This window comes from Streptomyces sp. NPDC002788 (assembly GCF_053592115.1).
In genome coordinates this window covers 367,931-393,376 of record NZ_JBSFVB010000003.1, presented here as the reverse complement: position 1 = coordinate 393,376, position 25,446 = coordinate 367,931, and the positions used below count along the sequence as shown (strand labels likewise).

22 protein-coding genes and 1 pseudogene are annotated in these 25,446 nt (G+C 73.0%); 5 read left to right on the top strand and 18 right to left on the bottom strand.

The genetic code is table 11. The features are described from left to right. Nucleotides 1-22: 22 nt before the first annotated feature. The 6 genes from ACWD1U_RS08420 to pdhA form a co-directional block, all read right to left on the bottom strand. The gene (locus ACWD1U_RS08420; protein WP_451105602.1) at nt 23-1,129 is read right to left on the bottom strand and encodes a potassium channel family protein; all 1,107 of its coding nucleotides are present in this window, start codon (nt 1,127-1,129) and stop codon (nt 23-25) included. Beyond that, complete coding sequence (locus tag ACWD1U_RS08415) at nt 1,126-2,547, bottom strand: molybdopterin molybdotransferase MoeA (protein ID WP_451105600.1); 1,422 nt, start codon at nt 2,545-2,547, stop codon at nt 1,126-1,128. Before ACWD1U_RS08415 ends, ACWD1U_RS08420 begins: the two co-directional genes overlap by 4 nt. Then, on the bottom strand, nt 2,547-3,506 hold the full coding sequence (locus ACWD1U_RS08410) for an NTP transferase domain-containing protein (protein WP_451105598.1): 960 nt from the start codon (nt 3,504-3,506) through the stop codon (nt 2,547-2,549). Before ACWD1U_RS08410 ends, ACWD1U_RS08415 begins: the two co-directional genes overlap by 1 nt. An 86-nt stretch (nt 3,507-3,592) precedes the next feature. Beyond that, nucleotides 3,593-5,032: a dihydrolipoamide acetyltransferase family protein gene (locus ACWD1U_RS08405; protein ID WP_451105596.1), complete on the bottom strand. Its 1,440-nt coding sequence runs from the start codon at nt 5,030-5,032 to the stop codon at nt 3,593-3,595. Further along, a complete protein-coding gene (locus ACWD1U_RS08400) occupies nt 5,032-6,036 on the bottom strand; it encodes an alpha-ketoacid dehydrogenase subunit beta (protein WP_451105594.1) in 1,005 nt (334 codons plus the stop codon). The genes ACWD1U_RS08405 and ACWD1U_RS08400 overlap by 1 nt, the downstream gene beginning before the upstream one ends. Beyond that, nucleotides 6,033-7,184 (bottom strand): pyruvate dehydrogenase (acetyl-transferring) E1 component subunit alpha, encoded by a 1,152-nt coding sequence (gene pdhA / locus ACWD1U_RS08395; RefSeq protein WP_451105592.1) that lies wholly within the window; start codon nt 7,182-7,184, stop codon nt 6,033-6,035. Before pdhA ends, ACWD1U_RS08400 begins: the two co-directional genes overlap by 4 nt. A 188-nt stretch (nt 7,185-7,372) precedes the next feature. Here pdhA and ACWD1U_RS08390 point away from each other — a divergent pair, with 188 nt between their 5' ends. Beyond that, nucleotides 7,373-7,858, top strand: a complete 486-nt coding sequence (locus ACWD1U_RS08390; RefSeq protein ID WP_451105590.1) for an Lrp/AsnC family transcriptional regulator — start codon at nt 7,373-7,375, stop codon at nt 7,856-7,858. A gap of 75 nt (nt 7,859-7,933) precedes the next feature. Here the strand turns inward: ACWD1U_RS08390 and ACWD1U_RS08385 are convergent, their stop codons facing one another. Both ACWD1U_RS08385 and ACWD1U_RS08380 read right to left on the bottom strand, forming a co-directional pair. Beyond that, complete coding sequence (locus ACWD1U_RS08385) at nt 7,934-8,524, bottom strand: TetR/AcrR family transcriptional regulator (RefSeq protein ID WP_451105588.1); 591 nt, start codon at nt 8,522-8,524, stop codon at nt 7,934-7,936. After that, nucleotides 8,521-10,038, bottom strand: coding sequence for a 3-hydroxyacyl-CoA dehydrogenase (locus ACWD1U_RS08380; RefSeq protein WP_451105586.1), 1,518 nt, complete (start codon nt 10,036-10,038; stop codon nt 8,521-8,523). The genes ACWD1U_RS08385 and ACWD1U_RS08380 overlap by 4 nt, the downstream gene beginning before the upstream one ends. A 160-nt stretch (nt 10,039-10,198) precedes the next feature. Between ACWD1U_RS08380 and paaN the strand changes: the two genes are divergently transcribed. Continuing rightward, nucleotides 10,199-11,890 (top strand): phenylacetic acid degradation protein PaaN, encoded by a 1,692-nt coding sequence (gene paaN / locus ACWD1U_RS08375; RefSeq protein WP_451105584.1) that lies wholly within the window; start codon nt 10,199-10,201, stop codon nt 11,888-11,890. A 181-nt stretch (nt 11,891-12,071) separates the two neighbouring features. On the opposite strand, the gene ACWD1U_RS08370 is transcribed toward paaN, so the two are convergent. Genes ACWD1U_RS08370 through ACWD1U_RS08360 form a run of 3 tightly spaced genes read right to left on the bottom strand, consistent with a single transcriptional unit; the run spans nt 12,072 to nt 14,958 of the window. Continuing rightward, the gene (locus ACWD1U_RS08370; RefSeq protein WP_451105582.1) at nt 12,072-12,812 is read right to left on the bottom strand and encodes a TrmH family RNA methyltransferase; all 741 of its coding nucleotides are present in this window, start codon (nt 12,810-12,812) and stop codon (nt 12,072-12,074) included. After that, nucleotides 12,809-14,020, bottom strand: a complete 1,212-nt coding sequence (locus ACWD1U_RS08365; RefSeq protein WP_451105580.1) for an HTTM domain-containing protein — start codon at nt 14,018-14,020, stop codon at nt 12,809-12,811. The genes ACWD1U_RS08370 and ACWD1U_RS08365 overlap by 4 nt, the downstream gene beginning before the upstream one ends. Continuing rightward, nucleotides 14,017-14,958 carry a DUF5819 family protein gene (locus ACWD1U_RS08360; protein ID WP_451105578.1) on the bottom strand — a complete coding sequence of 314 codons (942 nt, stop codon included), beginning with the start codon at nt 14,956-14,958 and terminating at the stop codon, nt 14,017-14,019. Before ACWD1U_RS08360 ends, ACWD1U_RS08365 begins: the two co-directional genes overlap by 4 nt. 657 nt (nt 14,959-15,615) lie before the next feature. Between ACWD1U_RS08360 and ACWD1U_RS08355 the strand changes: the two are divergent. Further along, nucleotides 15,616-15,825 (top strand): annotated as a pseudogene (locus ACWD1U_RS08355) (acyl-CoA dehydrogenase family protein); the annotation flags it as partial. A gap of 60 nt (nt 15,826-15,885) precedes the next feature. On the opposite strand, the gene ACWD1U_RS08350 reads toward ACWD1U_RS08355, so the two are convergent. The 4 genes from ACWD1U_RS08350 to ACWD1U_RS08335 form a co-directional block, all read right to left on the bottom strand. After that, entirely contained in the window at nt 15,886-16,215 is a 330-nt protein-coding gene (locus tag ACWD1U_RS08350; protein WP_451105784.1) for a rhodanese-like domain-containing protein, read from the bottom strand. A gap of 65 nt (nt 16,216-16,280) precedes the next feature. After that, complete coding sequence (locus ACWD1U_RS08345) at nt 16,281-17,108, bottom strand: hypothetical protein (RefSeq protein WP_451105576.1); 828 nt, start codon at nt 17,106-17,108, stop codon at nt 16,281-16,283. Between the two features lie 340 nt (nt 17,109-17,448). Then, nucleotides 17,449-18,900: a DUF2252 domain-containing protein gene (locus tag ACWD1U_RS08340; protein WP_451105574.1), complete on the bottom strand. Its 1,452-nt coding sequence runs from the start codon at nt 18,898-18,900 to the stop codon at nt 17,449-17,451. Nucleotides 18,901-19,155: 255 nt separating this feature from the next. After that, entirely contained in the window at nt 19,156-19,830 is a 675-nt protein-coding gene (locus ACWD1U_RS08335; protein ID WP_451105572.1) for a ScbR family autoregulator-binding transcription factor, read from the bottom strand. Nucleotides 19,831-19,989: 159 nt separating this feature from the next. On the opposite strand from ACWD1U_RS08335, the gene ACWD1U_RS08330 reads away from it, so the two are divergent. Further along, nucleotides 19,990-21,009, top strand: coding sequence for a ScbA/BarX family gamma-butyrolactone biosynthesis protein (locus tag ACWD1U_RS08330; protein WP_451105570.1), 1,020 nt, complete (start codon nt 19,990-19,992; stop codon nt 21,007-21,009). Beyond that, nucleotides 21,006-21,929, top strand: coding sequence for an NAD-dependent epimerase/dehydratase family protein (locus tag ACWD1U_RS08325; RefSeq protein ID WP_451105568.1), 924 nt, complete (start codon nt 21,006-21,008; stop codon nt 21,927-21,929). The genes ACWD1U_RS08330 and ACWD1U_RS08325 overlap by 4 nt, the downstream gene beginning before the upstream one ends. Here the strand turns inward: ACWD1U_RS08325 and ACWD1U_RS08320 are convergent. The 3 genes from ACWD1U_RS08320 to ACWD1U_RS08310 all read right to left on the bottom strand — a co-directional run bounded on the left by ACWD1U_RS08320 (nt 21,874) and on the right by ACWD1U_RS08310 (nt 25,300). Beyond that, nucleotides 21,874-23,202 (bottom strand): cytochrome P450 family protein, encoded by a 1,329-nt coding sequence (locus ACWD1U_RS08320; RefSeq protein ID WP_451105566.1) that lies wholly within the window; start codon nt 23,200-23,202, stop codon nt 21,874-21,876. The genes ACWD1U_RS08325 and ACWD1U_RS08320 overlap by 56 nt on opposite strands. Nucleotides 23,203-23,379: 177 nt before the next feature. Beyond that, complete coding sequence (locus ACWD1U_RS08315) at nt 23,380-24,039, bottom strand: response regulator (protein WP_451105783.1); 660 nt, start codon at nt 24,037-24,039, stop codon at nt 23,380-23,382. Next, the gene (locus ACWD1U_RS08310; protein WP_451105564.1) at nt 24,029-25,300 is read right to left on the bottom strand and encodes a sensor histidine kinase; all 1,272 of its coding nucleotides are present in this window, start codon (nt 25,298-25,300) and stop codon (nt 24,029-24,031) included. Before ACWD1U_RS08310 ends, ACWD1U_RS08315 begins: the two co-directional genes overlap by 11 nt. Nucleotides 25,301-25,446 lie beyond the last annotated feature (146 nt).

The following is a 25,446-nucleotide window of genomic DNA, read 5'->3' as shown; positions in this document are numbered from 1 at the left end:
GGTGTGCTGTCCGCCCCGCCGGTCAGTTGCGCGGCATCGGGGGCATCGGGCGGATGTCCGGCGCGACCTGGGTGGCCGGTGTCTTCCGCACGATGGTGATGAGCCGGTCGGTCAACTCCAGCGTGCCGACGGCCGGGTCGTCGTAGCCGAGCACCCGGTGACCGCGTATGACGCTCACCACCAGGTCGGCGACCTCGCGCGGGGTCTTGCCCACCTCGGCCTTGACGACCGGCCGTTCGACGATGTCGAGCCCGCTGCCCTGCTGGATGAGGTCCTCCATCACCATGCCGGCCGAGGGGCTGAGCACGGACAGGCCGAGCAGCCGGCCGGCGGCGCTGGCGCTGGTGATGACCGCGTCGGCGCCGGACTGCTTCAGCAGCGGCGCGTTCTCCTCCTCGCGCACCGCGGCGACGATGTTCGCCCCGCGGTTGAGCTGCCGGGCCGTCAGCGCCACCAGGACGGCCGTGTCGTCGCGCTGGGTCGCGATGATGATCTGACGCGCCTTGTGGACCTCGGCCCGCTTGAGCACCTCGCTGCGTGTCGCGTCCCCGACGATACCCGCGTAGCCCTCTGCGGTCGCGGCGTCGATCACCTTGGAGCTGGGATCGACCACGACGACCTGTTCCTTCTTCAGCCCCGTCGCGCAGACGGTCCGGATCGCCGACCTGCCCTTCGTGCCAAAGCCGATGACGACGGTGTGATCGCGCAACGTGGACCTCCAGCGGGTCAGTCGCCACTCCTCCCGAGTGCGTTCGGTGAGGGCTTCGAGCGTGGTGCCGACCAGGATGATCAGGAACAGCACGCGCAGGGGCGTGATGACGAGGATATTCGTCAGCCGGGCGCCATCACTGGCAGGGGTGATGTCGCCGTAGCCGGTGGTGGAGAGAGTGACGGTCGCGTAGTAGAAGGCGTCGAGGAGATCGAGACCACCGCCCGCGTTGTCGTTGTAGCCGTCACGGTCGGCGTAGACGATCAGCGCGGTCACGACAAGGACCACCAGTGCCATCGACAACCGCCTGGCGACCTGGCGGATCGGATGCTCCACCACTGTCCTCGGGAGCTTCACCCGATGGGTCACCAGATGCTCGTCGGCCTGACGGGCGATCACGTCCTGGCCCGGAAGTTTCACGTGAAACACACCCCGATTCCTGCGGACGCCCAGGGCAGGTCGAGCAGCTCCGCCTCCTGCCCCGGACCTGCGCCGCCCGGTGGGACGACGGCCAGCGCGTCGGCCGCCGCGATGCCGCGCAGCATGGCGGGGCCGTTGTAGTGCAACGGAACAGCCCGGTCACCGCGCAGGACGACCGGGACGAGCCGGGTGTCGTACGGGTGCCCCTGCACGGCGTCCCCGAGCGGCAGCGTGTAGGGCTCCTGGGCCGGGCGGGCCGCGAGGATCCGCAGCAGCGGCTCGGCGAGCGTCAGCAGGCCCGAGACGGCGGCGAGCGGGTTGCCCGGCAGGCCGACGAGGTGCTGCGCCTCACTGATGCGGGCCAGCAGCATGGGGTGGCCCGGGCGGACCTTGACGCCGTCCACGAGGAGGTCGGCGCCGATCCGGCGCAGGGTGGGGTGGACGTGGTCGACCGGGCCCGCGGCGGTGCCGCCGGTGGTGACGACGACATCGACGCCGGACGTGGTGATCGCCTCGTGCAGGGCGTCGGCGTCGTCGTGGATACGCCGGACGGCGGTGACCTCGGCGCCGAGCGCACGCAGCCAGGGCGGCAGCATCGGGCCGAGCGCATCCCGGATCAGGCCGTCGTGCGGCAGCCCCTCGGCGAGCAACTCGTCACCGAGGACCAGGACTTCCACGCGGGGGCGGGGGACGGCGGTCACGGTGTCGTACCCGGCCGCCGCGGCCAGCCCGAGGACGGCGGGGGTGACGAGCGTCCCGACGGGGAGGAGTTGGTCACCGGTGCGGCATTCCTGGCCGCGCGGGCGGATGTCCTGGCCGTGGACGACGTCCCTGGTCGCGTACAGGCGGCCCCTGTCGTCGGTGCGGCCGTGCTCGCTGCGCAGGACGGCGGTGGTGTCCGCAGGGATGCGGGCGCCGGTGGCGATCCGGACGGCCTCGCCGTCGGTGAGAGCCTCGTGCGGGACGTGCCCCGCGAGGACGCCCTCGTCCCGGACGTCCCAGGGGGCGGGGCCGGCGACCGCCCAGCCGTCCATCGCCGAGGTGTCGAAGGAGGGAAGGTCGGTGAGGGCGTCGAGCGGACCGGCCAGGGTGAGGCCGAGGGCGGCGTCGAGGGGGACGGAGACAGGGGCGCGGCGGACGGCCCGGACGGTGTCCCGCGCGGCGCGTTCGGCGAGGGAACGGGCCTCGGGCCAGGGGGTGGCGTGGTGGCGGCTGTCGGGCGGGGGGGAGGGGGGCCGGGCGTCGGCCTGTGCGGAGGAGCCGCCGGTTCCCCGGCCGCCCGGGGAGTGGCCGTGTGCACCGGGTCCGTGACCGTGATCGCCGAGGGTGCTGTCGTTGCTGTTCTTCACGAGGGCGAGCACCTCCTCGACGTCGAGGTCCTCGGCGTCCTCACCGGCGCGGGTGCCGTGCGGGGTCATCAGGCGTCCGGGCGGGTGTCGGGGGTGGCGTCGGGGGCGACGTCGCCCTGGGCTCGCGGGGCTTGCGCGGTGCTCTCCTGTGCCCAGCGAGCCGCGAGCGCCGCCGCCTTGCGGGCGGCCTCGGCGACCGCCTCGGGGCCGCCGCCGGCCTGTGCGGCCGCGTAGCCCACGAGGAAGGTGGTCAGCGGCGCCGCCGGCCTGGCCACGCCGTGGGCGGCGTCACGGGCGAGGTCGAGCAGGCCGCGGGTGTCGACCTCGAGGTCGATGCCCAGTTCGTCGTTGACGGCGGAAATCCATTCATCCAACACGTGTCCATGCTCCCTGATCCGTGCCCTGGCCGTGGCGATGTCGTCCCAGGTGTCGCAGTCGAAGGACGCGACGGGGTCCAAGACGCGGGTGAGGTCCAGCTCGGCGACGAGACGCCGCAGGGGGAGACCGGCGAGGCCGCCGTGCCGTCCGTCCAGGAGCGCGAGCGTCTCGCGCAGCCGCGGCGCCCGGTACGCGGCCACGAGCGGCTGATCACGGCCGTCGGGGTCGGTCAGCAGCACGCCGTCGGCGCCGCTCGTCCGGAGCGTGCTCAGCAGCCGGCCGACGGTCGGCTCCTCGATGAACGGCAGGTCGGCGGAGAGCACCACGACATGCTCCGCCGTGGTGTGCCGGAGTCCGGCGTCGATGGCGGCGAGGGGCCCGCCGCCGGGCGGGTCCTCGCGGGCCCAGGTCACGGGCCGTGCGGTCGGCCTCGGCGAGGCGACGACGACGGTGGTGCGGGCGCCGCGGCACGCGGCGAGGACGCGGTCGAGCAGGGCCCGGCCGCCCACGCGCACCCCGGGTTTGTCCGCGCCGCCGAGGCGCCGTGCGGCACCGCCGGCGAGCACGACGGCGTCGTGGAGGGCGGGATGCGCCCCCTGCGCGTGGCCGGTACCGGCCCGGGGCTCGCCGGGGGGATCGTTGGCGGTCATCCACCGAGTATGCGTGCCCCCGCGATCACACGGAACGCGGGGGAAGCGACACGATCACGAGTCCCAGCTCGCGGGCCGAACAGGAATCAGAGCGTCCGCAGCAGCACCGCCGGCTGTTCCACGCAGTCCGCCACGTACCGCAGGAAGCCGCCCGCCACGCCGCCGTCGCACACCCGGTGGTCGAAGGTGAGGGAGAGCTGGACGACCTGGCGGACGGCCAGCTCGCCCTCGTGCACCCACGGCTTGGGGACGATGCGGCCGACGCCGAGCATGGCGGCCTCGGGGTGGTTGATGATCGGGGTGGAGCCGTCCACGCCGAAGACGCCGTAGTTGTTCAGCGTGAAGGTGCCGCCGGTGAGTTCCGCGGGTGTCAGCGTCCCGGCCCGGCCCGCCTCGGTCAGCCGGGCGAACTCCGCGGTCAGCGACTCGGCGTCCCGTGCGTGCGCGTCCCGCACCACCGGGACGACGAGCCCCCGGTCGGTCTGCGCCGCGAAGCCCAGGTGGACGTGGTCGAACCGGACGACCTCCCTGGCCTCCGTGTCGACGGTGGAGTTGAGCTCGGGGAAGCGCGCGAGAGCGGCCGTGCAGATCCGGGCCAGCAGGGCCAGGAGGGAGATCTTCGGCCCGCCGGCCGCGTTCATGGCCGTGCGCGCCCGCATCAGCTCCGTGGCGTCGGCGTCCACCCAGCAGGTCGCGTCCGGGATCTCGCGGCGGCTGCGGGCCAGCTTGTCGGCGACGGCGCCGCGGACGCCCTTGAGGGGCGTGCGGATCTCGCCGGGGGCCGCGGACACGGAGGACCGGACGGCGGAGGAGTGGGGCGCGAAGGCAGCCGCTTCCGCGGTCTGCGGTGCGGTGGCCGCGCTCGGCGTCCGCGGCACGCGCGGGTGCGGCTCGGCCGACGGCGCCGTCGTGGTGCCCTGGGCCGCCGCGCGCAGGGCGTACTCGACATCCGCCCGCAGGATCAGCCCGTCGGGTCCCGAGCCGGTCAGCTCCCGCAGGTCGAGGCCGTTCTGCCGAGCCAGACGGCGAACCAGGGGCGAGATCACCGGGACGGGGCCGTCCTCGATCCCGGGGGCACCGGTTCGGCCGTCCACTGCCGCCGGGGCAGCGTTCCGTCCGTCCACGGACGCACCGGCCCGTCCTGCTGTCCCCGTCGCCGGCCGCGCCTGACGCACCCTGCGCCGCCGCGCCGGTGCCTCGGACGTGCCGTACCCGACCAGGACGTTCCCGGAGCCCCCGGCACCGGCGCTCCCGGCGTCACCGTCACCGGACGGCGGCCGCTCCCCCACCGCCACCGTGATCAGCGGCGCCCCGACGGGCAGCTCCGCGCCCTCCTCGCCGAAGCGGGCCGTGACCACACCTCCGTAGGGGCAGGGGACCTCGACCATCGCCTTGGCCGTCTCGACCTCCACGACCGGCTGGTCGACGGCGACCACGTCGCCGACCTCGACCAGCCAGCGCACGATCTCCGCCTCGGTGAGCCCCTCACCGAGGTCCGGCAGCTTGAACTCCAGCACCTGTGCCATCAGCTCTCGGCCTCCCACTGCAGACGCCCGACGGCGTCCAGGATCCGGTCCACACCGGGCAGGTGGTGGCGCTCCAGCATCGGCGGCGGGTACGGGACGTCGAACCCGGCCACGCGCAGCACCGGCGCCTCCAAGTGGTGGAAGCAGCGCTCCGTGACCCGGGACGCGATCTCCCCGCCCGGGCCCCCGAAGGAGCCCGACTCGTGGACGACGACCGCGCGGCCCGTCCGCCGCACCGAGGCGCACACCGTCTCGTCGTCGAACGGCACCAGGGAACGCAGATCGACGACTTCGAGGTCCCAGCCCTCGGCCCGGGCCGCCTCGGCCGCCTCCACGCAGACGGGTACGGACGGCCCGTACGTGATGAGCGTGGCGCTCCGGCCGGGGCGCCGCACCACCGCGCGGCCGATCGGCTCAACCGGCGACGGCTCCTCGGGGTTCCAGGAGTCCTTCGACCAGTACAGCCGCTTCGGCTCCAGGAAGACGACCGGGTCGTCGGAGGCGATGGCTGCGCGCAGCAGACCGTAGGCGTCGGCGACGGTGGCCGGTGTGACGACATGGAGCCCCGGAGTCGCCATGTAGTACGCCTCGGAGGAATCGCTGTGGTGCTCGACGCCGCCGATGCCGCCGCCGTACGGAACGCGGATGGTGATCGGCAGGGGCATGGCGCCGCGGGTGCGGTTGCGCATGCGGGACACGTGCGAGATGAGCTGCTCGAACGCCGGGTAGGCGAACGCGTCGAACTGCATCTCCACGACGGGCCTGAGGCCGTACATGGCCATGCCGACCGCGGTGCCGAGGATGCCCGCCTCGGCGAGCGGGGTGTCCGTGCAGCGGTCCTCGCCGAACTCCTCGGCGAGTCCGTCGGTGACGCGGAAGACGCCGCCGAGGGTGCCGACGTCCTCGCCCATGACGTGGACGCTCGGGTCGGCGGCCATGGCGTCGCGCAGCGCGCGCGTGAGGGCCTGAGCCATGGTGGCCGGCTTGACGGCGACGGTGGTCATCGGTGCGTGCCCCCTTCCGGCTCGATCTCGGCCTCGGCCTCCAGCTCTGCCCGCAACTGCTCCTGCTGCTCCCGCAGTTGCGGGGTGGGCTCGGCGTAGACGTGGGTGAACAGGTCCATCGGGTCGAGGTCCGGGTCCTGGTTCATCTGCTCGCGCAGGGCCGCTGCCATGGTCTCGGCGTCCTGGCGGGCGGCCTCGATGCCGGCCTCGTCGAGCAGGCCGCGCGCGGTCAGCTCACGCTCCAGCAGCCGGATCGGATCGTGCTCGCGCCAGGTCTCGACCTCGGCGTCGCCGCGGTAGCGGGTCGCGTCGTCGGCGTTCGTGTGGGCGTCGACACGGTAGGTGATCGCCTCGACGAGGGTGGGGCCGCCGCCCGCGCGTGCGTGGCGTACGGCGTCCGAGAGCACCTCGTGCACGGCGGCGGCGTCGTTGCCGTCGACCAGGCGGCCGGGCATGCCGTAGCCGACGGCCTTGTGGGCCAGCGACGGGGCCGCGGTCTGCTTGGCGAGCGGGACGGAGATCGCGAAGCCGTTGTTCTGCACGAGGAAGACGACCGGCGCCTGCCAGACGGCTGCGAAGTTCAGCGCCTCGTGGAAGTCGCCCTCGCTGGTGCCGCCGTCGCCGACCATGGCCAGCGCGACCACGTCGTCGCCCTTGAGGCGGGCGGCGTGCGCGAGGCCCACGGCGTGGGGCAGCTGGGTGGCGAGCGGGGTGCACAGGGGGGCGACCCGGTGCTCGTACGGGTCGTAGCCGGTGTGCCAGTCGCCGCGCAGCAGCGTGAGGGCCTCGACCGGGTCCACGCCCCGGGCGACCACGGCGAGCGTGTCGCGGTAGCTCGGGAAGAGCCAGTCCTGCTCCTGCAGGACCAGTGCGGCGGCGACCTCGCAGGCCTCCTGGCCGGTGGTGGAGGGGTAGACCGCGAGACGGCCCTGCTTGGTGAGGGCGGTGGCCTGGGCGTTGTAGCGGCGGCCCTTCACCAGCTCCGCGTACAGCGTCCGCAGCAGCTCCGGGTCGGCCTTCGCGGCGGCCTCGGTGCCGAGGACGCGATACGGCTCCGCGTCGGGCAGCAGCGGCGCGGGGTCCGTGCGGGGCTGCCAGGCGGGCGGCGGGGTCGGCCGGTACGCGCCCCGCTGCTCCATGACCGTCATGACGGCACCTCCTCGTGGGAGCGGCTTGGAGGCACATCGGCTGTGATGCGCCTCACCTACCGATTGTTCGGTCGCCGGCACATTTTGGCTACGGGTGACCTCAGGCTGTGGACAAACGGTCCCCCCCGACCTGAGATGGACGCAGTACGTCCATGACCGGGAGGCGGGCGCAGGTGGCATCTGAACAAATGGCCGACAGCCAGGACGACGGCGCGATGCTGCCGCCGGCACGGCCCCTGGACGCCGTCGATCAGGACATCCTGCGCATGCTCCAGGCCGACGGCCGCGCCTCGATACGTTCGGTCGCCGAACGCGTCCACGTCTCGCGCGCCAACGCCTACGCCCGGATCAACCGGCTCGTCGAGGACGGGGTCATCCGCGGCTTCGGCGCCCGCGTCAACCACGAGCGAGCAGGTCAGGGGACGTCGGCGTACGTCACCCTGAAGATCGTGCAGAACTCCTGGCGCACGGTCCGCGAGCAGCTCAGACAGCTGCCCGGCGCCTCCCACATCGCCCTGGTGGGCGGGGACTTCGACGTGCTGCTGCTGGTACACGTGACCGACAACCGGGCGTTGCGCGAGTTGGTGCTGACCCGGCTCCAGGCGATCCCGGAGGTACTGAGCTCGCGCACGCTGCTGGTGTTCGAGGAGGAGGACCTGGAGCCGCAGGGCTGAGGGGTTCGGCGGAGCCCTCAGGGCCCCTCGCACCATGCCCGCCCGGGTCGCTCGCAGTGCAAGGACCCCTCAAGGTCAGCCGGCCTTGCGCAGGCCCCCGAACGCCAGCTGCACCACCGCTTCGGCGACCTCGCGCTCGCCCATCCCCCGCCCGTCCGGCCGGTACCACTCCACGATCGAATTGATCATGCCGAAGACCAGCCGGGTGACCAGCCGGACCTCCACGTCACCGCGCACGTCACCGTCGGCCGCCGCGGCCTTGAGCAGGTCGGCGACCCGGTGGTCGAAGTCGCGGCGCCGCTCCAGGGCCCACCGCTCGGTGTCGGTGTTGCCGCGCACGCGCAGCAGCAGGGTGACGTAGGGCAGTTCGGCTATGAGCACCTCGACCATGCGCCGGACGACGTACTCCAGGCGCTCCGCGGCCCGCCCCACGCGTGCGTGCTCCTCGTCGAGGATCCCGAAGAGCTCGTCCAGGGCCCGGCTCACGGCCCGGCGCAGCAGCTCCTCCTTGCCGGTGACGTGGTGGTAGATCGACGACTTGGAGATGCCGGCCGCCTTGGAGAGGTGCTCCATGGAGGTGCCGTCGTATCCGCGCTCGTTGAACACCCGGACGGCGACGGACAGCAGCGTGTCCGGGGTGTAGGCGTCGCGCTTGGCGGTGGTCATGAGGCGGTGCCCTCCCGCTTGTCGGAGGCGTGGGCGTGGCGGTACAGCGCGAGGGACGGCGCGTAGCGCCCCGAGGGGTCGCGCAGGTGCAGGTCGTCCAGGAGCGCGTAGGCCCAGAAACGGCCGAGCCGGCGGCTCCACTCGAACGGCCCCAGGGGGTAGCTGACGCCGAGGCGCATCGCGGTGTCGATGTCCTCCTCGGTGGCCACGCCCTTGGCGACGGCGTCGTGCGCCAGGTCGATGATCCGCGCGACCGTGCGGGCGACGATCATGCCTGGCACGTCGCCGATGACGCTGACCTTCTTGCCGAGCGCCTGAAAGAGGCCGGTGGCCTCGGCGAGGGTCTGCGGGGAGGTGTCCTGGGAGGCGGACAGGGCGATCCGGGTGGCCTTGCGGTAGTCCAGGGCGAGATCGAAGTAGACGACGTCCCGGAACTCCACGGAGGTCTGCCCGTCGGCGAGGGCGAGCCGGCCGCCGCTGGGCAGCACCAGGCGGGTGCCGTTGTCCTCGTCCTCGTCGCGGACGGGGATGCCCGCCGCGCGGATCAGCGCGAGCAGGTCACCGGCCGGGCCCAGGTCACCCTCGGCGACCACGTACGCGGGCGGCTGCCGCCGCTCGGCGGTGTCCGGCTCGGGGCGCTCGGCGCCGTTGCGGTGGTCGTACCAGCCCTGGCCGGTCTTGCGGCCCAGCCGGCCGGACTCGACCAGGCGTCGCTGGGCGACGGACGGAGTGAAGCGCACGTCCTGGAAGAAGGACTGCCAGACCGACCGCGTGACGGACTCGTTGACGTCCTGGCCGATCAGGTCGGTCAGCTCGAACGCGCCCATCCTGAAGCCGCCCGACTCGCGCAGCACCGCGTCGGTGGTGGCCGGGTCGGCGCCCTGCGCCTCGTACACCGCGAAGGCCTCGGCGTAGAACGGCCGGGCGATGCGGTTGACGATGAAGCCGGGAGTGTCCGCGCACGCCACCGGCGTCTTGCCCCAGGCGCGGGCGGTCTCGTACGCGCGCGTGGCCGACGTGACGTCCGTGGCGAACCCGGAGACGACCTCCACCAGCGGCAGCAGTGGCGCCGGGTTGAAGAAGTGCAGGCCGACGAAGCGGCCCGGGACGCGCAGGGCACCGGCGACGGCGGTGACGGACAGGGACGAGGTGTTGGTGGCGAGCAGGCAGTCGTCGTCGACGATGCCCTCCAGCTCGCGGAACAGCTCCTGTTTGACGTCCAGCCGCTCCAGGACCGCCTCGACGACCAGGGAGCAGTCGGCGAGCTCGCCGAGGGTCCCGGCGGGATGCAGCCGGGCACGGGCGGCGTCCCGGTCGGCGGCCGTGAGCCGCTCCTTCTCGACGAGCCGGTCCAGTCGGGCACCGATCGCGTCGGCCGCCTCACGCGCCCGCCCGGGAACCGCGTCGTACAGCCGTACGGGATGACCCGCGACCAGCGCGACCTGGGCGATTCCCTGGCCCATGGTGCCGGTGCCGACGACGGCCACGGGGCTGCTGAGGTCGAGTGCTGTCATGTGCGCGATCCTCCCGCACGGGGTTTTCCACAGATGCGGCGGACCCCCTTGAACCGACCGATCGTTCGGTTACTCTAGCTCTGTCCGAGTGTTCCTGCCCAGGTTTCTGCCCAGGTCATGAACTCGACGAAGAGTTCTTGAGACGAGGAGTTGGTCACCCATGACCGCCGCACTCTCGGCGCACGAGCTGATCGCCCGGCACCGGTCCACCCTCGACCAGGCGCTGGAAGCGATCCGCACACGCGCGTACTGGTCCCCGCACCCCGAGCACCCGAAGGCCTACGGGGAGAACGGCAGCCTGGACGCGGCCGCGGGCAAGGCCGCCTTCGACGCCCTCCTCGGCTCCCGCCTCGACCTCGGCCAGCCGGGCACGGACGACTGGGTGGGCGGTGAGACGTCCCCGTACGGCATCGACCTGGGCGTGACATACCCGCACGCGGACCTCGACGTGCTGCTGCCCGCCATGAAGGCCGGGCAGCGGGCCTGGCGGGACGCGGGCGCGGAGCAGCGCGCGGTGGTCTGCCTGGAGATCCTCAGGCGGATCAACGACCGGACGCACGAGTTCGCGCACGCGGTCATGCACACCTCCGGCCAGGCGTTCATGATGGCGTTCCAGGCGGGCGGACCGCACGCGCAGGACCGCGGCCTGGAGGCGGTGGCGTACGCCTATGTGGAGCAGGTGCGCACGCCCGACAACGCCGAGTGGACCAAGCCGCAGGGCAAGCGCGACCCGCTGGCCATGACCAAGCAGTTCACGCCGGTGCCGCGCGGCATCGGCCTGGTGATCGGGTGCAACACCTTCCCGACGTGGAACGGCTACCCGGGCCTGTTCGCCTCCCTCGCCACCGGCAACGCGGTCCTGGTCAAGCCCCACCCGCGCGCGGTGCTGCCGCTCGCCCTCACCGTGCAGGTCGCGCGCGAGGTGCTCACCGAGGCCGGCTTCGATTCGAACCTGGTCGCGCTGGCCGCCGAGCGCCCCGGCGAGGGCATCGCCAAGACGCTCGCGCTGCGCCCCGAGATCCGGATCATCGACTACACGGGATCGACCGACTTCGGCGACTGGCTGGAGGCCAACGCCCGCCAGGCGCAGGTCTACACGGAGAAGGCCGGCGTCAACACGGTCGTCGTCCACTCCACGTCCGACTACAAGGGCATGCTCTCCAACCTGGCGTTCTCCCTGTCCCTGTACAGCGGCCAGATGTGCACGACGCCGCAGAACCTGCTGGTCCCCCGCGAGGGCATCGGCACGGACCAGGGCCCCAAGTCCTACGACGAGGTGGTCGCGGATCTCGCGAAGTCGGTGGACGGGCTGCTGGGCGACGACGCCCGGGCGAACGCACTGCTGGGCGCGATCGTCAACCCGGATGTGAAGGCTCGGCTGGAGGCCGCGGCGGGGCTGGGCGAGGTCGCCCTGGCGTCCCGTGAGATCACCAACCCGGACTTCCCGGGGGCGGTCGTCCGTACGCCCGTGATCGTGAAGCTGGACGGGGCCAAGCCGGACGCGGAGGCCGCCTACATGAGCGAGTGTTTCGGGCCGGTGTCCTTCGCCGTCGCCGTCGACTCGGCCTCGGACGCGGTGGAGCTGCTGCGACGGACCGTCCGGGAGAAGGGCGCGATGACCGTCGGGGCGTACACGACCGACCCGGACGTCGAGCAGGACGTGCGGGAGGCCTGTCTGGAGGAGGCGGCGCAGCTGTCGCTCAATCTGACGGGCGGAGTGTATGTGAACCAGACGGCCGCGTTCTCCGACTTCCACGGTTCGGGGGGTAACCCGGCGGCCAGTGCGGCGCTGTGTGACGGGGCGTTCGTCGCCAACCGGTTCAGGGTGGTCGAGGTGCGGCGGGAGGCCTGAGGGAGCGCAAGGACCCCTGAGGGGTCCTTGCCCTATGAGCGTCCGATCAGGTCGCGTGGTCCGGTGCCGTGCATCGCAAGGCGCCGGAGCGCCCTGGTAGCGGAGCTACCTGGGCGTTTCGGCAACGCGGCCAGGCGCGGTGCCAGGCCGCGCGACCCGGGCGGGCACAGTGCAAGGACCCCTAAGCCGCACCGCAGCTCCAGTGGTACAGGGTCATGGCCACACTCGTCGCCAGGTTGTAGCTGCTGACCTGGGGGCGCATCGGCAGGGACAGCAAGTGGTCGGCGCGGGCGCGTAGTTCCGACGACAGGCCGGTGCGTTCGGAGCCGAAGGCGAGGACGGCGTCGTCCGGGAGTTTGACGCCCCGGATGTCATCGCCCTCCGGGTCGAGGGCGAACAGCGGCCCGGGCGGCAGCTCATCGACAGTCAGTCGCTCCACGGCCGTGGCGAAGTGCAGGCCCGCCCCGCCACGAACGACCGTGGGATGCCAGGGGTCGACGGTCCCGGTCGTCACCACGCCGGTCGCTCCGAAACCGGCGGCCAGGCGGATCACCGCACCCGCGTTGCCGAGGTTGCGCGGGTTGTCGAGAACCACGACCGGGGCCGTGCGGGGCGCGTGCGCCAGCTTCTCGAGGTTGGACGCCCGGGCGGGACGGACGGCCAGGGCTGCCACGGCCGTGGGGTGGGGGCGCGGCACGAAGGACACGTAGGTCTCGTGCGGCACCTCCGTCAGCAGCGCGGCCAGGGCATCCCGTACGTCGGGCGCCAGCTCGTCGGCGAGGGCGAGGGCTGCCGCCCGGTCCGCGGTGACCGCGACCGGTACCTCGGCGCCGAACCGCAGCGCGTGCTTGAGGGCGTGGAAGCCGTCGAGCAGGACGGTGTCAGCGGCGAGCCGGTGCCAGAGGGTCACGGGGTCGGTCATGCCCCGAAGCCTACGTGCGTGGTCTCGGGGCTCTCGTGGGCGTGCGGCTCGGGGACTGGGGCCCGCCGGACGCGGCTCAGGAGGCGATCCCGCGCGCGGGCCGCCCGGCCGCCGAGGCGCCGCAGGAAGGCCGTCGGCAGGAACACCGCGTCCGCCGCGATCATCGCCAGCGAGAAGAACGGCAGACCGAGGACGACCGCGATCACCACGTGCTCGGTGATCATGACCGCCAGCAGGACGTTCTTCACCCGCCGGTTGAACAGCGTGAACGGGAAGGCGACCTGCACGAGGACCGTGCCGTAGGTCACGAGCATCACCATCGTGCCGCTGGCGGACAGCAGGTCGGCGAGCGCGGGCCAGGGCGAGAAGTACTCCAGGTGGAGCGGGTAGTAGACCGCGGTGCCGTCCTGCCATCGCGATCCCTGGATCTTGTACCAGCCGGCCGTCGCGTAGATCAGGCACGCCTCGGCCATGATCACGAGCAGGGCGCCGTTGTGCACGATGTTGGCGACGACGTCCAGCAGGATCCGCGGCTCGCCGGTCCTGGCGCGGCGCCCGACCAGCCACCACAGGGCCTGTGCCGCCCACACCGCCCACAGCAGCGCCGGTATCAGCCAGTCGCCCCCCATCCGGCCGATCAGGGTCACCGCGACCAGCACGAAGCCGAACACGCCCCACAGGGCCGGGCCGGTCCGGTCCGTGATCCGCTCGCCCCGCACGCGGGCCGCCCTGGTCCGCGCGGCTCGCCGGGCGTCCAGCGACCACACCTGGGCGCAGCGCGTGAACACCAGGTAGATCGACATCAGGTGCAGCACGTTGTCGCCGCCGTCGCCCATGAAGACGCTGCGGTTCTGCAGCGACAGCACGCCGACCATGAACAGCACCGACATGGTGCGGGTCCGCCAGCCCAGCATCAGCAGGGCACTGGCGAGGATCGCCAGGGCGTAGACGATCTCGAACCAGATCCGGCCGTCCGACCACATGAGGGTGGTGAAGGCGCCGTTGGACCCGATCAGCTGCCGGGCGAGGTCCCAGCTCCAGGGGCCGTCGGGGCCGTAGAGCTCCTGGCGGTGGGGGATCTCGCGGAGCAGGAACAGCAGCCAGGTGGCACTGAAGCCGATACGGACGACGGCGGTCTGGTACGGGCCGAGGGCGGCCTCCGTGACCCGGGCGATGCCGCGCGAGACGGCCAGGGACAAGCGGTTCACCGCACGCCTCCCTCGGCCTCGTCCCGCGGCAGCTTCCACCACGGCAGCTCGCGGGAGGACGGCGCCGTGGAGACCTTCTCCCGGCTCCACTCGGGCGGCGGCACGTTGCTGGTGCGGGAGCGGAACTGCACGCGCTCGACGACGCCGCCGCCCCCGGTCGCGGTCCGCACCGCGTCGGCACGGTCGAGGCGCAGCACCGCGATCCGGCGCAGATACGACTCCGAGAGCGAGCCGCGCAAACCCACCGGCCGGTTCTCGCTGTCGTGCGTCGCGACGAAGAAGTCCCAGGCGCGGCGCAGCTCGTTCTGCTGGGTGTGACTGGGCAGCAGGTTGCCGTCGATGGCCCGGCCGTCCTCCGCGGACAGGTCGTACCAGCCGGTGGTCAGCGTCATGCCGTCCGGCCCGCGGACCTGGGCACGGACCTGGACCGAGACGTTCTGCTGAAGCGGGTTCGGCGCGAAGAGCTTCCAGTTCTGCTCGAACTCCGGGTAGATCCACTCGTCCACGGCCTTGCCGTGCTCCCGGGTGACCGTGTTCGCCGGCGCGACGTGCAGGAACGTCATCCCGAGATGCGCACAGACCCCGATGGCCACGACCGCGAGAGCCACCGCGACGGCGATCCGGTAGCCGAGGGAGAGGGCCGCGATACCGGTGGGGGACTCCAGGGGCTGGCCGTGCTCCGCGAGCGGGCCCGGACCGGTGGGCGGATGAGAATCAACGGGCGGGCGCGGGCCAGCGAGCGGATGAGGATCAGCGGGCGGGCGCGGGCCAGCGAGCGGATGAGGATCGGCAGGCGGGCGCGGGCCAGCGAGCGGATGAGGATCGGCAGGCGGGCGCGGGCCAGCGAGCGGATGAGGATCGGCAGGCGGGCCCTCGCCCGGCCCGCCAGGCTCGCCCGGCGCGTGCCGGGCTTTCGAGCCCTCGTCGTGCGCGTCCATTCCGCCCCGTTCCCGATCCCGGTCCGTCGTTGTGCCCACCCGGCCGCGAGGGCGTCGTACCGCCCCACGCACCGCCGCGCGGCACCGGCACGCTACTCAGGCCGTCGGCCCCGGGCACAGCCTCTGTCGCCGGTCCGGGCCGTGGCCGTCGCCACATCGGGCATGCCGACCGTACGGCGACCGCGACCGCCCGGAGTGCGGTCCCCCTGGTCCACAGGGGACCCCCGCAGGTTATCCACAGGGTGCCCGGGGCGGTCGTCCACAGGAGGGACACCCTACGGCGCCTTCGCGTACGCCCATTCCTTCTTCTAGAACATGTTCTATTGAGGCCTCGTCAGCTCAATGGGGTCCCCGGAAGGACAGGCACCGCGGACTTCGCTTCCACCGAGGAGCAGCGGGCGGCGGCCGAGGCGGCGAAGGGCGTGCTCGCCCGGGTCGCCCCGGACGCCGTGCCCAGCCGGCCCAACGCCGTGCCCAGCCGGCCCTCACCCGGGCGCCGTCGCCGAGACGTACGACCGCGCCCTGTGGGCCGCGCTCTCCGACGCGGGCCTGCTGAGCCTGCATGCTGCTCTACGCGAGGTACGGCGGGGTCGGCCTGGACGCCGTCGCGCCTGCGCCTGGTGCTGCGGGAGTCGGGGCAGGTGCTGGCCCGGGTGCGCTGCTGGAGAGCACCGCGCCGCGGCGTGCGGAGGGCGTAGGCCGGTCGTTCGGGCCGCGCGGCACCTGCACGGCGGGTTCGGCGCCGACGTCGACGACGCCGGCACTGCCGATACGCCCCGGGCCGAGCACCTGGAGCTGTCGCTCGGCCCGGCCGCCGCGCACGAGGAGGCCCTGGGCGACCTCCTGGCCGCCCACCCGCCGGCCTGACGGCTTCCAGGCGAGGGGCGGCCCCGCACCCGCCGACTCAGCCCATGGACGCGAGGGACGCTAGAGGACGAACCCCTGCTGTCCGTCATCCGTCACCACGGGACGACCCGCCGCCTCCCACACCTGCATGCCGCCGTCGACGTTCACGGCGTCGATGCCCTGCTGGGCCAGATACATCGTGACCTGGGCGGAACGGCCGCCGGACCGGCAGATCACATGGACCCGGCCGTCCTGCGGGGCGGCCTGGGTCAGTTCGCCGTACCGGGCGACGAACTCACTGATGGGGATGTGCAGCGCCCCTTCGGCATGACCCGCCTTCCACTCGTCGTCCTCCCGGACGTCCAGCAGGAAGTCGCCGTCCTTGAGGTCCGCGACCGCGACCGTGGGCACACCAGCTCCGAAACTCATGCATCCGACGCTACCCGAACCGCCCGATGAGGCACCCCGGGCACGGCTCAGCCCTGGCCCCGGCCCTCGCCGAGCAGCACGGCCAGCTCCGTCTCACGCTCGCCGACCTGGGTGAGCAGCTGACGGCCGATCTCGTCCAGGAGCCGGTCCGGGTCGTGCGGGGCCAGCTGGATCATGTGGCCGATGGCGCTGTCCTCCAGCTCCTTGGCGAGCAGGGCCAGCAGTTCCTTGCGCTGGGCCAGCCATTCGAGGCGGGCGTAGAGCTCCTCGGCGCGGCTCGGGCCGCGCTTCAGCTCGGGCCCCCTGGCCCACTCCTCGGCGAGCTCGCGCAGCTCCGCCTCGTCGCCCCGGGCGTAGGCGGCGTTGACCCGCGTGATGAACTCCTCGCGCCGGGCGCGCTCCACCTCTTCCTGCGCCAGGTCCGGATGGGCCTTGCGGGCGAGGTCGCGGTAGAGCTTGCGGGCCTCCTCGCTGGGGCGGACGCGCTGCGGGGGCCGGACCGCCTGGTCCGTGAGCATCGCCGAGGCCTCCGGGAACAGGCCGCTGCCGTCCATCCAGCCGTGCAGCAGTTCCTCGACGCCGGGGATCGGGGCGAGGCGGGCCCGGGCCTCCTCCGCCCGCCGCCGGTCCTCGGGGTCGCCACTGCGGGCGGCCCTGGCCTCCAGGATCCGCGCGTCCAGCTCCTCCAGGCGGGCATACAGCGGACCGAGCTTCTGCTCGTGCAGCCGGGAGAAGTTCTCGACCTCGACACGGAAGGTCTCGACGGCGATCTCGTACTCGATCAGCGCCTGCTCGGCGGCCCGCACGGCCCGCTCCAGCCGCGCCTCGGGCCGTGCGGCGTCGCCACCATCCTGGTCAGCTTCCGGGGTCGTCACCCGACCAGCGTAGGCCACGGGCCGACTCCGTCGGCGCCCCTGCCCTCCGATGAGCCATGCCCCGCTCCAGCCCGAGCCGGGGCATTGCACACCCCGGCACCGCGGGTGATCCTTGCAGCCCCACCCCTGCCGCCCCGGACGGCACGCATGCCGGCAGCCGACGGACTCGGCGCCGGGCTACGGCCCGGCCCAGCCCGCAGCTCACCGCCCCACACCCCGTCTCCGCCCGGACTCCCCAAGCGGCACACATGTCCCCAGCCGACCAACACCGGCGCCGGCCGACGGCACGGTCCGCAGCCGTGCCGCCCGGCGGGAGACGGCGCCCCCCGGCTCGGCCCCGTCACACCCCCGTCTCCGCCGCGACCTTCCCCGCCCTCACCCCCGCGACCAGATCCGCGTGGTCCGCCTCCGTGCGGTCGGCGTAGGCGACCGCGAAGGCCGCCATCGCCTCGTCCAGCTCCTCGTTCTTCCCGCAGTACCCGGCGATGAGCCGCGGATCGGCGCTGTGGGCGTGGGCCCGGGCCAGGAGCGCGCCGGTCATGCGGCCGTAGTCGTCCATCTGGTCGGCTTCCAGGGCCGCCGGATCGACGCTGCCCTTGCGGTTGCGGAACTGGCGGACCTGGAAGGGGAATCCGTCGACCGTCGTCCAGCCCAGCAGGTTGTCGCTGACGACCTGCATCCGCTTCTGGCCCAGCACGACCCGCCGGCCCTCGTGGCCGGCCTGCGGTGCCTCGAACCCGGCCGTCACCAGATGCGGCACCAGCGCCGAGGCCCGCGCCTCCTTCACCTGGAGCACCAACGGCTCACCGCGGTGGTCCAGGAGCAGCACGACGTAGGACCGGGTGCCGACGCTGCCGGTGCCGACGACGCGGAACGCCACGTCCTGCACGGCGTACCGGGCGAGGAGCGGCAGGCGGTCCTCCGGCAGGGTGCCGACGTACTCCTCCAGGGACGCCGCCACCGCCGCGGCCTCCTCGTCCGGGACGCGCCGCAGCACCGGCGGGGCGTCGACGAAGCGGCGCCCGCCGTCCTCGGTGGCCTCGGTCGACTTGGCCGCGAAACGGCCGCTGGTGTTGTGGCGGGCCTTCTCGGAGACCCGCTCCAGCGTGCCGAGCAGGTCATGGGCGTCGGCGTGGGAGACGAGCTCCTCGTCCGCGATGGCGTTCCACGCGTCCAGCACCGGGAGCTCGGCCAGCAGCCGCATGGTCCGGCGGTAGGCGCCCACCGCGTCGAACGCCGCCTTGCGGCACTGGTCCTCGTCGGCCCCCGCCACCCGGCCCGCGAGCACCAGGGAGGTCGCGAGGCGCTTGAGGTCCCACTCCCAGGGCCCGTGCACCGTTTCGTCGAAGTCGTTCAGATCGATGACGAGTCCGCCGCGCGCGTCGCCGTACAGGCCGAAGTTGGCCGCGTGGGCGTCGCCGCAGATCTGCGCCCGGATCCCGGTCATCGGCGTGCGCGCCAGGTCGTACGCCATGAGGCCCGCCGAGCCTCGCAGGAACGCGAAGGGGGTGGCGGCCATGCGGCCGACCCGGATCGGGGTGAGCTCGGGCAGCCGGCCGCGGCCCGACTCCTCGACCGCGCTCACCGCGTCGGGCCGGGACGCGTCCAGGTCGAGCGCGGCGTGCGCACTGCGCGGGGTCCGCTTGCGCAGGGCCTTGCCGTCGTCCTTGGGCGAGCCTTCGGCCGGCCACTCGGCGAAGCCGCGCACCCGGGGCAGCCGACGCCCCGACCCGTCCCCAGCCGTCGTCCCGCCCTGAGCCGAAGCCCCGGTTCCTCCGTCAGCCCTGGTCATCCCGACCGCCTCCCCCGCACGCACACGAACATCAACTCGTGCCGACCGTACAACCGGTGGCCGAAACTCGTCAGACCCTGTGGACAACTCCACAGCTGTGGGCAATCCGTACGGGCGCCCGGCCAGGAGGTCCCGAGGCGCTGTCACTGCGGCAGCCCCGCGCCCCGACCGCCTGAGCCCGCACGCCGCGACGCCCTACACGCCCGTAAGCCCCGTAAGCCCCGTAAGCCCCGTAAGCCCCGAAACCTTATGCCTCTACGCCCCGGAGGGGGCCTGCACCGGCACCGCCGCCGTCTCCCCGCCCCGCCCCTCCGCCAGCACCCGCTCGCCCCGGTCCACCGAGATCTCGAGCCGGGCCAGCACCGCGGGAACCGCGATGCCGGACAGGAAGTGCTCGAACAGCACGACGACTCGACGCTCCAGATCCTGCCGTTGGCAGCGCAGCTGGGACAGCAGCTGCACGCCCGAGAAGCTGCCGACCAGCAGCTCCGCCGTCTCCGCGACGTCGACGTGCGGCAGCAGTTCGCCCTGCGTCTTCGCCTTGCCCAGCGTCTGCACGTTCTGGTCGATCCACATGCGGAAGGCCGGCGTGCGGTCGAGGTCCATGGCCCTCTGGTCGAGGGCGAGACCCACGCTGGCCCGCACCAGCGGTTCGGAACGGAGCCGGCGGGCCAGCACCAGACCGGAGTCGACGAGTTCCTGGAGCTTGCTGGACTGCGGCGGGAGCGTGATCGCGAGCTGCTCCTCGAAAACCCCTACCGCCAGCTCCTCCTTGGAGCCGAAGTGGAAGTACAGCGCGCCCTTGGTGACGCCCGCCCGGTCCAGGATCTCCCCGATGGTCGCCGACGTGTAGCCGCGTTCGTCGAAGACGGCCGCGGCCGCCTCCAGGATGGTCCGCCGGGTGCGGATCGCGCGCTCCTGTCGCGCCATCGGTGCCTCCTGATCTCTGTCGATCCCTGTGAAGTCGCTGTGCGGCGGGGGCGCGAGAGCCTGTCCCAGCAGCTTGGCTCACCCTTTGAAAAAAACCGGCTCGTCCGTACCTTAGTCAAACGCCGACCGCAGCCAGGCAGCCGATCCCCGGGGGTTCTCATGCCGCAGACAGGCCCGTCAAGCGCGCTCACGGACGATCAGACCGGACGCGCGGGCCGTCCGGCGAACAGAACGCCCGAGGCCGTCGAGAACACGCCACACCCCCCTGGTCACCCCTCGCAGGCCCCCGTCTCCAAGGAACTCGCCCACCGCACCACCGAGACGGACGTCTTCCCCACCCGGTGGAGCCGAATCTCCGGAACGCGTTTCCGTCTCACCGCGCACTGGCCCGCCGCCCACCCCTTCTTCGAACCCGTGGACGAGCGTCACCAGGACCCGATGATCGTGGGCGAAACGTTGCGGCAGGCCTCGATGGTGCTCGCGCACGCCGAGTTCGGCGCCCCCGCCGACACCCACTTCGTCATGTGGGACCTGACCGTCTCGCTCGACCCGTCCGCACTCCTGCCGGCGGACGCCGCCGAACCCGTCGACATCGACGTCGTGTGCTCGGAGATACGCCGTCGAGGACGCGTCCTGGCGAGCATGCGGACCACGATGGAGTTCCGCCGGGCGGGCCGCTTCGTCGCCCGCGGGACCGGCAGCACCGGCTGCACCTCGCCGCTCGCCTACCGCCGCCTGCGCGCGGGACGCCTGGACGCCTGGGACACCCCGGTTCCGCTGCTGCCGGGCGTGGCTCCCGAGGTCGCCGGCCGCTCCCGCACCGAGGACGTCGTCCTCGCCCCCGCCGACCGCACCGGCGTCTGGCAGCTGCGCGTCGACACCGGCCATCCGGTCCTCTTCCCCCGGCCCAACGACCACGTCCCCGGCATGGTCCTGTTCGAGGCGGCCCGCCAGGCCGCGACCGCCGCGTCCGGGCAGCGCCCGTTCCTGCCCCGGACGATGACGGCCGCCTTCGCCCGCTACACCGAGCTGCACAGCCCGTGCCGGCTCGAGACGGAACTGTTCGATCAGGACCCGGGGGAGGTGACCGTACGGGTCACGGGGCGCCAGGACGGCGAGGTCGTCTTCACGGCCACGCTGACCTCCGCCCGGCCGGCGCGGGTACGGTCCCTGTCGTGACGATCAACCTTCTGATCTCGGGCGCGAGAGGCTTCGTCGGCAGCCGGGTCGCCGCCACGGCCCAGCGGCAACCGGGCGTGCGCGTACGCCTGTTGTCCCGGCACGCGCCGCCCGGACCGGAGTTCGTCCACGGTGACCTCTGCGCCCCGCCCTCCCTGCGCGGCGCCTGCGCCGACACCGACGTCCTGGTGCACTGCGCCACGCAGATCGGCGGTGACGCCGAGACCGCCGAGGCCGTCAACGACCACGGCACCCGCGCCCTGGTCGCGGAGGCCCTGCGCGCCGGAGTGCGGCGGATCGTGTACGTGAGCACGGCCGCCGTCCTCGGCCGGGGGCCCTTCCGGGGCGTGCGCCCCGGGGAGGTACCGGTCGCGCCCGCGTCGGCCACCAGCCGCACCCGGGCCGCCGCCGAAGGGCACGTCCTCGACGCGGGCGGTCTGGTGCTGCGCCCGCACCTCGTGTACGGCGAGGGCGACCGCTGGGTGATCCCCGGACTGGTGTGGCTGATGAACGAGCTGTCGGCCACCCTGACCGGCTGCGAGGCACTCCAGTCGATGATCGACGTCGACACCCTGGGCCGCGCGGTGGTGGCCGCGGCCCTCGCCCCGGAGCACGGCGGTGGTGTGCACCACGTCAACCACCCCGAGCCGGTGCCCGTTCCGGACCTGCTCGCGGCCGTGAGCGCGCAGGTGGAGAAGCCCGGCGGCGATGCGGCGGTGGATGCCACCACGGCTCTGGAGCGGGCCGCCGGGTCGCCGCTCGCGCTCCATCACCTGGGGATGCTCACGGTCGACCACTGGTTCGTGGACGACGCTTTCTGGAGGGACCTCGACTGCCCGCCCGGCGACGGGTTCGAGGCCGCGTTCAGGCGCGCGGCACCCTGGTACCGCGCGTTCCTCCGGGGCCGGACAGCTTCCTGATCGCCTCCGCCTCCTCCGGGCGCGGGCCCGGGTCCCGGCCGTGCAGCAGCACCGGCAACTCCTCGTGCCCCGTGGAGATGATCGACCGCAGCCGCTTCGGCGGACACGAGGGATCGGCCAGGGCCAGCCGCGGAAAGCGCGCGAACAGGGATGTCAGCGCCAGCGTCGCCTCGGCCATGGCCAGAGGCCGGCCCAGGCAGTGGTGCACACCATGGCCGAAAGACACATGGTCGCGACTGGTCGGGCGAGTGACGTCGAACCGATCGGCGTCCGGCCCGTGCCGCTCGGGATCGCGCCCGGCACCGGCGAAGGAGACCACCACCGGGTCGCCCTTCGGGATGGTCAGCCCCGGCTCGATCTCGATGTCCTCCACGGCGTAGCGCAGGCCCGACATGGCGCCCGGCGCCTCGTGGCGCAGCGACTCCTCCAGGGCGTCCTCCCAGGTCGCCTGCCCGGAGCGGACGAGTGCGAGCTGGTCGGGGTGGGCGAGCAGGCTGTGCACGGTGTTGTCGATGAGGTTGACGGTCGTCTCGAAACCGGCGGTGAGCAGCAGGATCAGGTTGTCCATCAACTCCTGCTCGCTGAGGCTGCCTTCGTCGCGGACGGCGATGAGCGCCGTCGTCAGGTCGTCGGCCGGGTGCTCGCGCTTGTGCTGCAGGAACGCGGTCAGCGTCCCGTAGAGGTCGACCGCGTTCGCCTGGGCGTCCTCCAGGGAGATCTCCGTGTCGAAGAAGCGGTTGATGACGCGGTACAGCGCCCCCCGCGGACCGTCCTCGCCACGGGGTACGCCGAACAGCTCGCACACCACCTCGTGCGGCACCGGCGCCGCGAACGCGGCCCGCAGGTCGACGACTTCCCCCTCCGGGATCCGCTCCAGGCGGTCCAGTGCCCGGTCGACGATCTCCTGCACGCGAGGCAGCAGCGCGTCGACGCGGCGTTTGGTGAACGCCGCGGCCATCGGCTGGCGCAGCCGGCTGTGGTCGTCGCCGTAGGCGGTGACCATGTTGCGCACCGAGACCCAGATGGCCAGCGGCCAGGTGCGGGAGATGTCCCCGCTGATCCAGGCCGGCCAGTGCCGGTAGGCGTCCTTGCTCGTCTCGGGCCCGGACAGGAGCCGCTTGTTCAGCTCCAGGCCGTTGATCCACCACGCGTGTACGCCGCCCGGGAGTTCGACCTCGACGGCCGGGCCCCGGGCACGGATGCGGGCTATCTCGCCGTAGAGGTCCTGACCGGACGGGTCGATCGCCAGGAAGGGGCAGGCCTGCTGCGCCATGACTCGTCGCTCCTCGTTCCAGGGGCTGGGGAACCATGGTGCGATTCGAACGCCTGGAAGACTTGTCATCCGGTTTGTTTCGGCCACCGCCTCACTCAGGGCTCTGATGCGACGCGATGACATCAACTCGCCGGTTCTCATACAACGGGTCGACAGCGGCCCGCCGTTGGGGAAGCCCTACGCCCTGAGATAGGCCAGCACCGCCAGCACCCGGCGGTGGGTCTCGTCCGCCGGCGGCAGGTCCAGCTTCGTCAGGATGCCGGAGATGTGCTTGCCCACGGCCGCCTCGGAGACGACCAGTTCGCGGGCGATGGCACGGTTGGACCGCCCCTCGGCGATCAGCGCCAGCACCTCCCGCTCGCGGGGGGTGAGCCGCTCCAGCGGGTCGCGGCGGCGGCGCAGCAACTGCCGTACGACCTCGGGGTCGACGACCGTTCCGCCGTCGGCCACCTTGCCGAGCGCCTCGACGAACTCCTCGACCTGGCCGACGCGGTCCTTGAGCAGATAGCCGATTCCCGTGCCGTCGCCGGAGTCCAGCAGCTCGGCGGCGTACCGGCGCTGCACGTACTGGCTGAGGACCAGGACGGGCAGCCCGGGCCGCTCCTGACGGAGTGTCACAGCGGCGTGCAGGCCCTCGTCCTGGAAGCCGGGCGGCATCCGCACGTCCGTCACCACCACGTCGGGGCGGTGTTCGCCCGCGGCCGCGACCAGCGCCCCGGCGTCCCCCACGGCCGCGGCGACCTGGTGCCCGCAGCGTTTGAGCAGCCCGACGAGCCCGTCCCGCAACAGCACGCTGTCCTCGGCCAGGACGACCCGCAGCGGTCGCTCAACTCGCAGGGTCACAAGGGATCTCCACACGCAGCAGGGTCGGTCCGCCGGGCGGACTGGACAGGGTGAGTCTGCCATCGAGCACCGACACCCGGTCGGCGAGCCCGGTCAGCCCGCTGCCCTCGCCGGCCCGCGCACCCCCGCGACCGTCGTCGCGTATCAGCAGGCACAGCCGTCCGTCGCGGTACCCGCCGCTCACCTCCGCCCGGCTCGCCTCACTGTGCCTGCCCACGTTGGCGAGCGCCTCGCACACCACGAAGTACGCGGCGGCCTCGACCGCTTGGGAGAACCGCCCGGGCAACTCCAGGTCGACGTCCACGGGCGCGGCCGAACGGTCGGCGGCGTCGGCGACGGCCGCTTCGAGGCCGTAGTCGGCGAGGACCCTGGGATGGATGCCGTGGATGAGCTCGCGCAGTTCCGCGAGGGCGGACCCGGCCTCCTGGTGCGCCTTGGCCAGCTGCTCGGCGAGCGGCCCGGGCGGGGCGTCGAGGCGGGCCAGCCCGAGCGTCATCGTCAGGGCGACGAGCCGCTGCTGCGCCCCGTCGTGCAGGTCGCGCTCGATCCGCCGCCGTTCCGCCTCGAAGGCGTCGACCAACCGCACCCGGGAGTGGGCCAGTTCGACCACCCTGGCCCCCAGGTCGGTCTCGCGCGGGGCGATCAGCAACCGGGTCAGCCCGGCGCGGGCGCCGGCCGCGACGCCCAGCAGGTAGGTGCCCGGGACGAGCAGGAGCAGCCCGAGGACGGCGAAGCCGGCAGCGGCCGGCCAGGTGGTGACGAGCCACACCTTGAGAACCTTCGCCTCGCCGAGGGCGGCGGTCGGCAACGGAGTCGCGACCATGGACAAAGGGCCCCCCAGGAAGACCGCGACCGCGAGCGCGTCGACCGGCCACAACAGCCCGGCGAACAGCAGGGCGTGGCCCAGCTCCCGCCAGGTGGCCCGCTCCCGTAACCGCGTCGACAGCCATGACAGCAGCCCCGGCTCCCCGGGCGGCTCGTGCGGGTCGGACGCCGGCTCCGTGTCGACCAGCCGCAACCGGAACCGCTCCAGCGCCGCCACCGGAATGCCCGCCAGGGCACTGACGAGCAGCAGGGGCAGCCCGACCAGAGAGATGGCGAGCAGCCCGCCGGCCGCCACCGAGGTCAGGATCCCCACGAGCACGACGACGCCGACGACCGCGCCGGTGACCAGGTAACAGGCCGACCGCCACGGCCAGGCCGACAGCAGATAGCCGGGGCGGGACATGGCCTGCCAGACGTTCCGAGGGCGCATGGGGACCACCGTAGAAGCCCTCCGAGCCCCCGGCCATGGGCCCGGAAGGAGGCCCGAGGGTATGCCTGGCCCTACCCCGGATCTAGCTCCCGCCTCACTGCGCCGCCCCCTCCCCGACCGGTTTCGTGGAGGCAGCCAGAAATCGA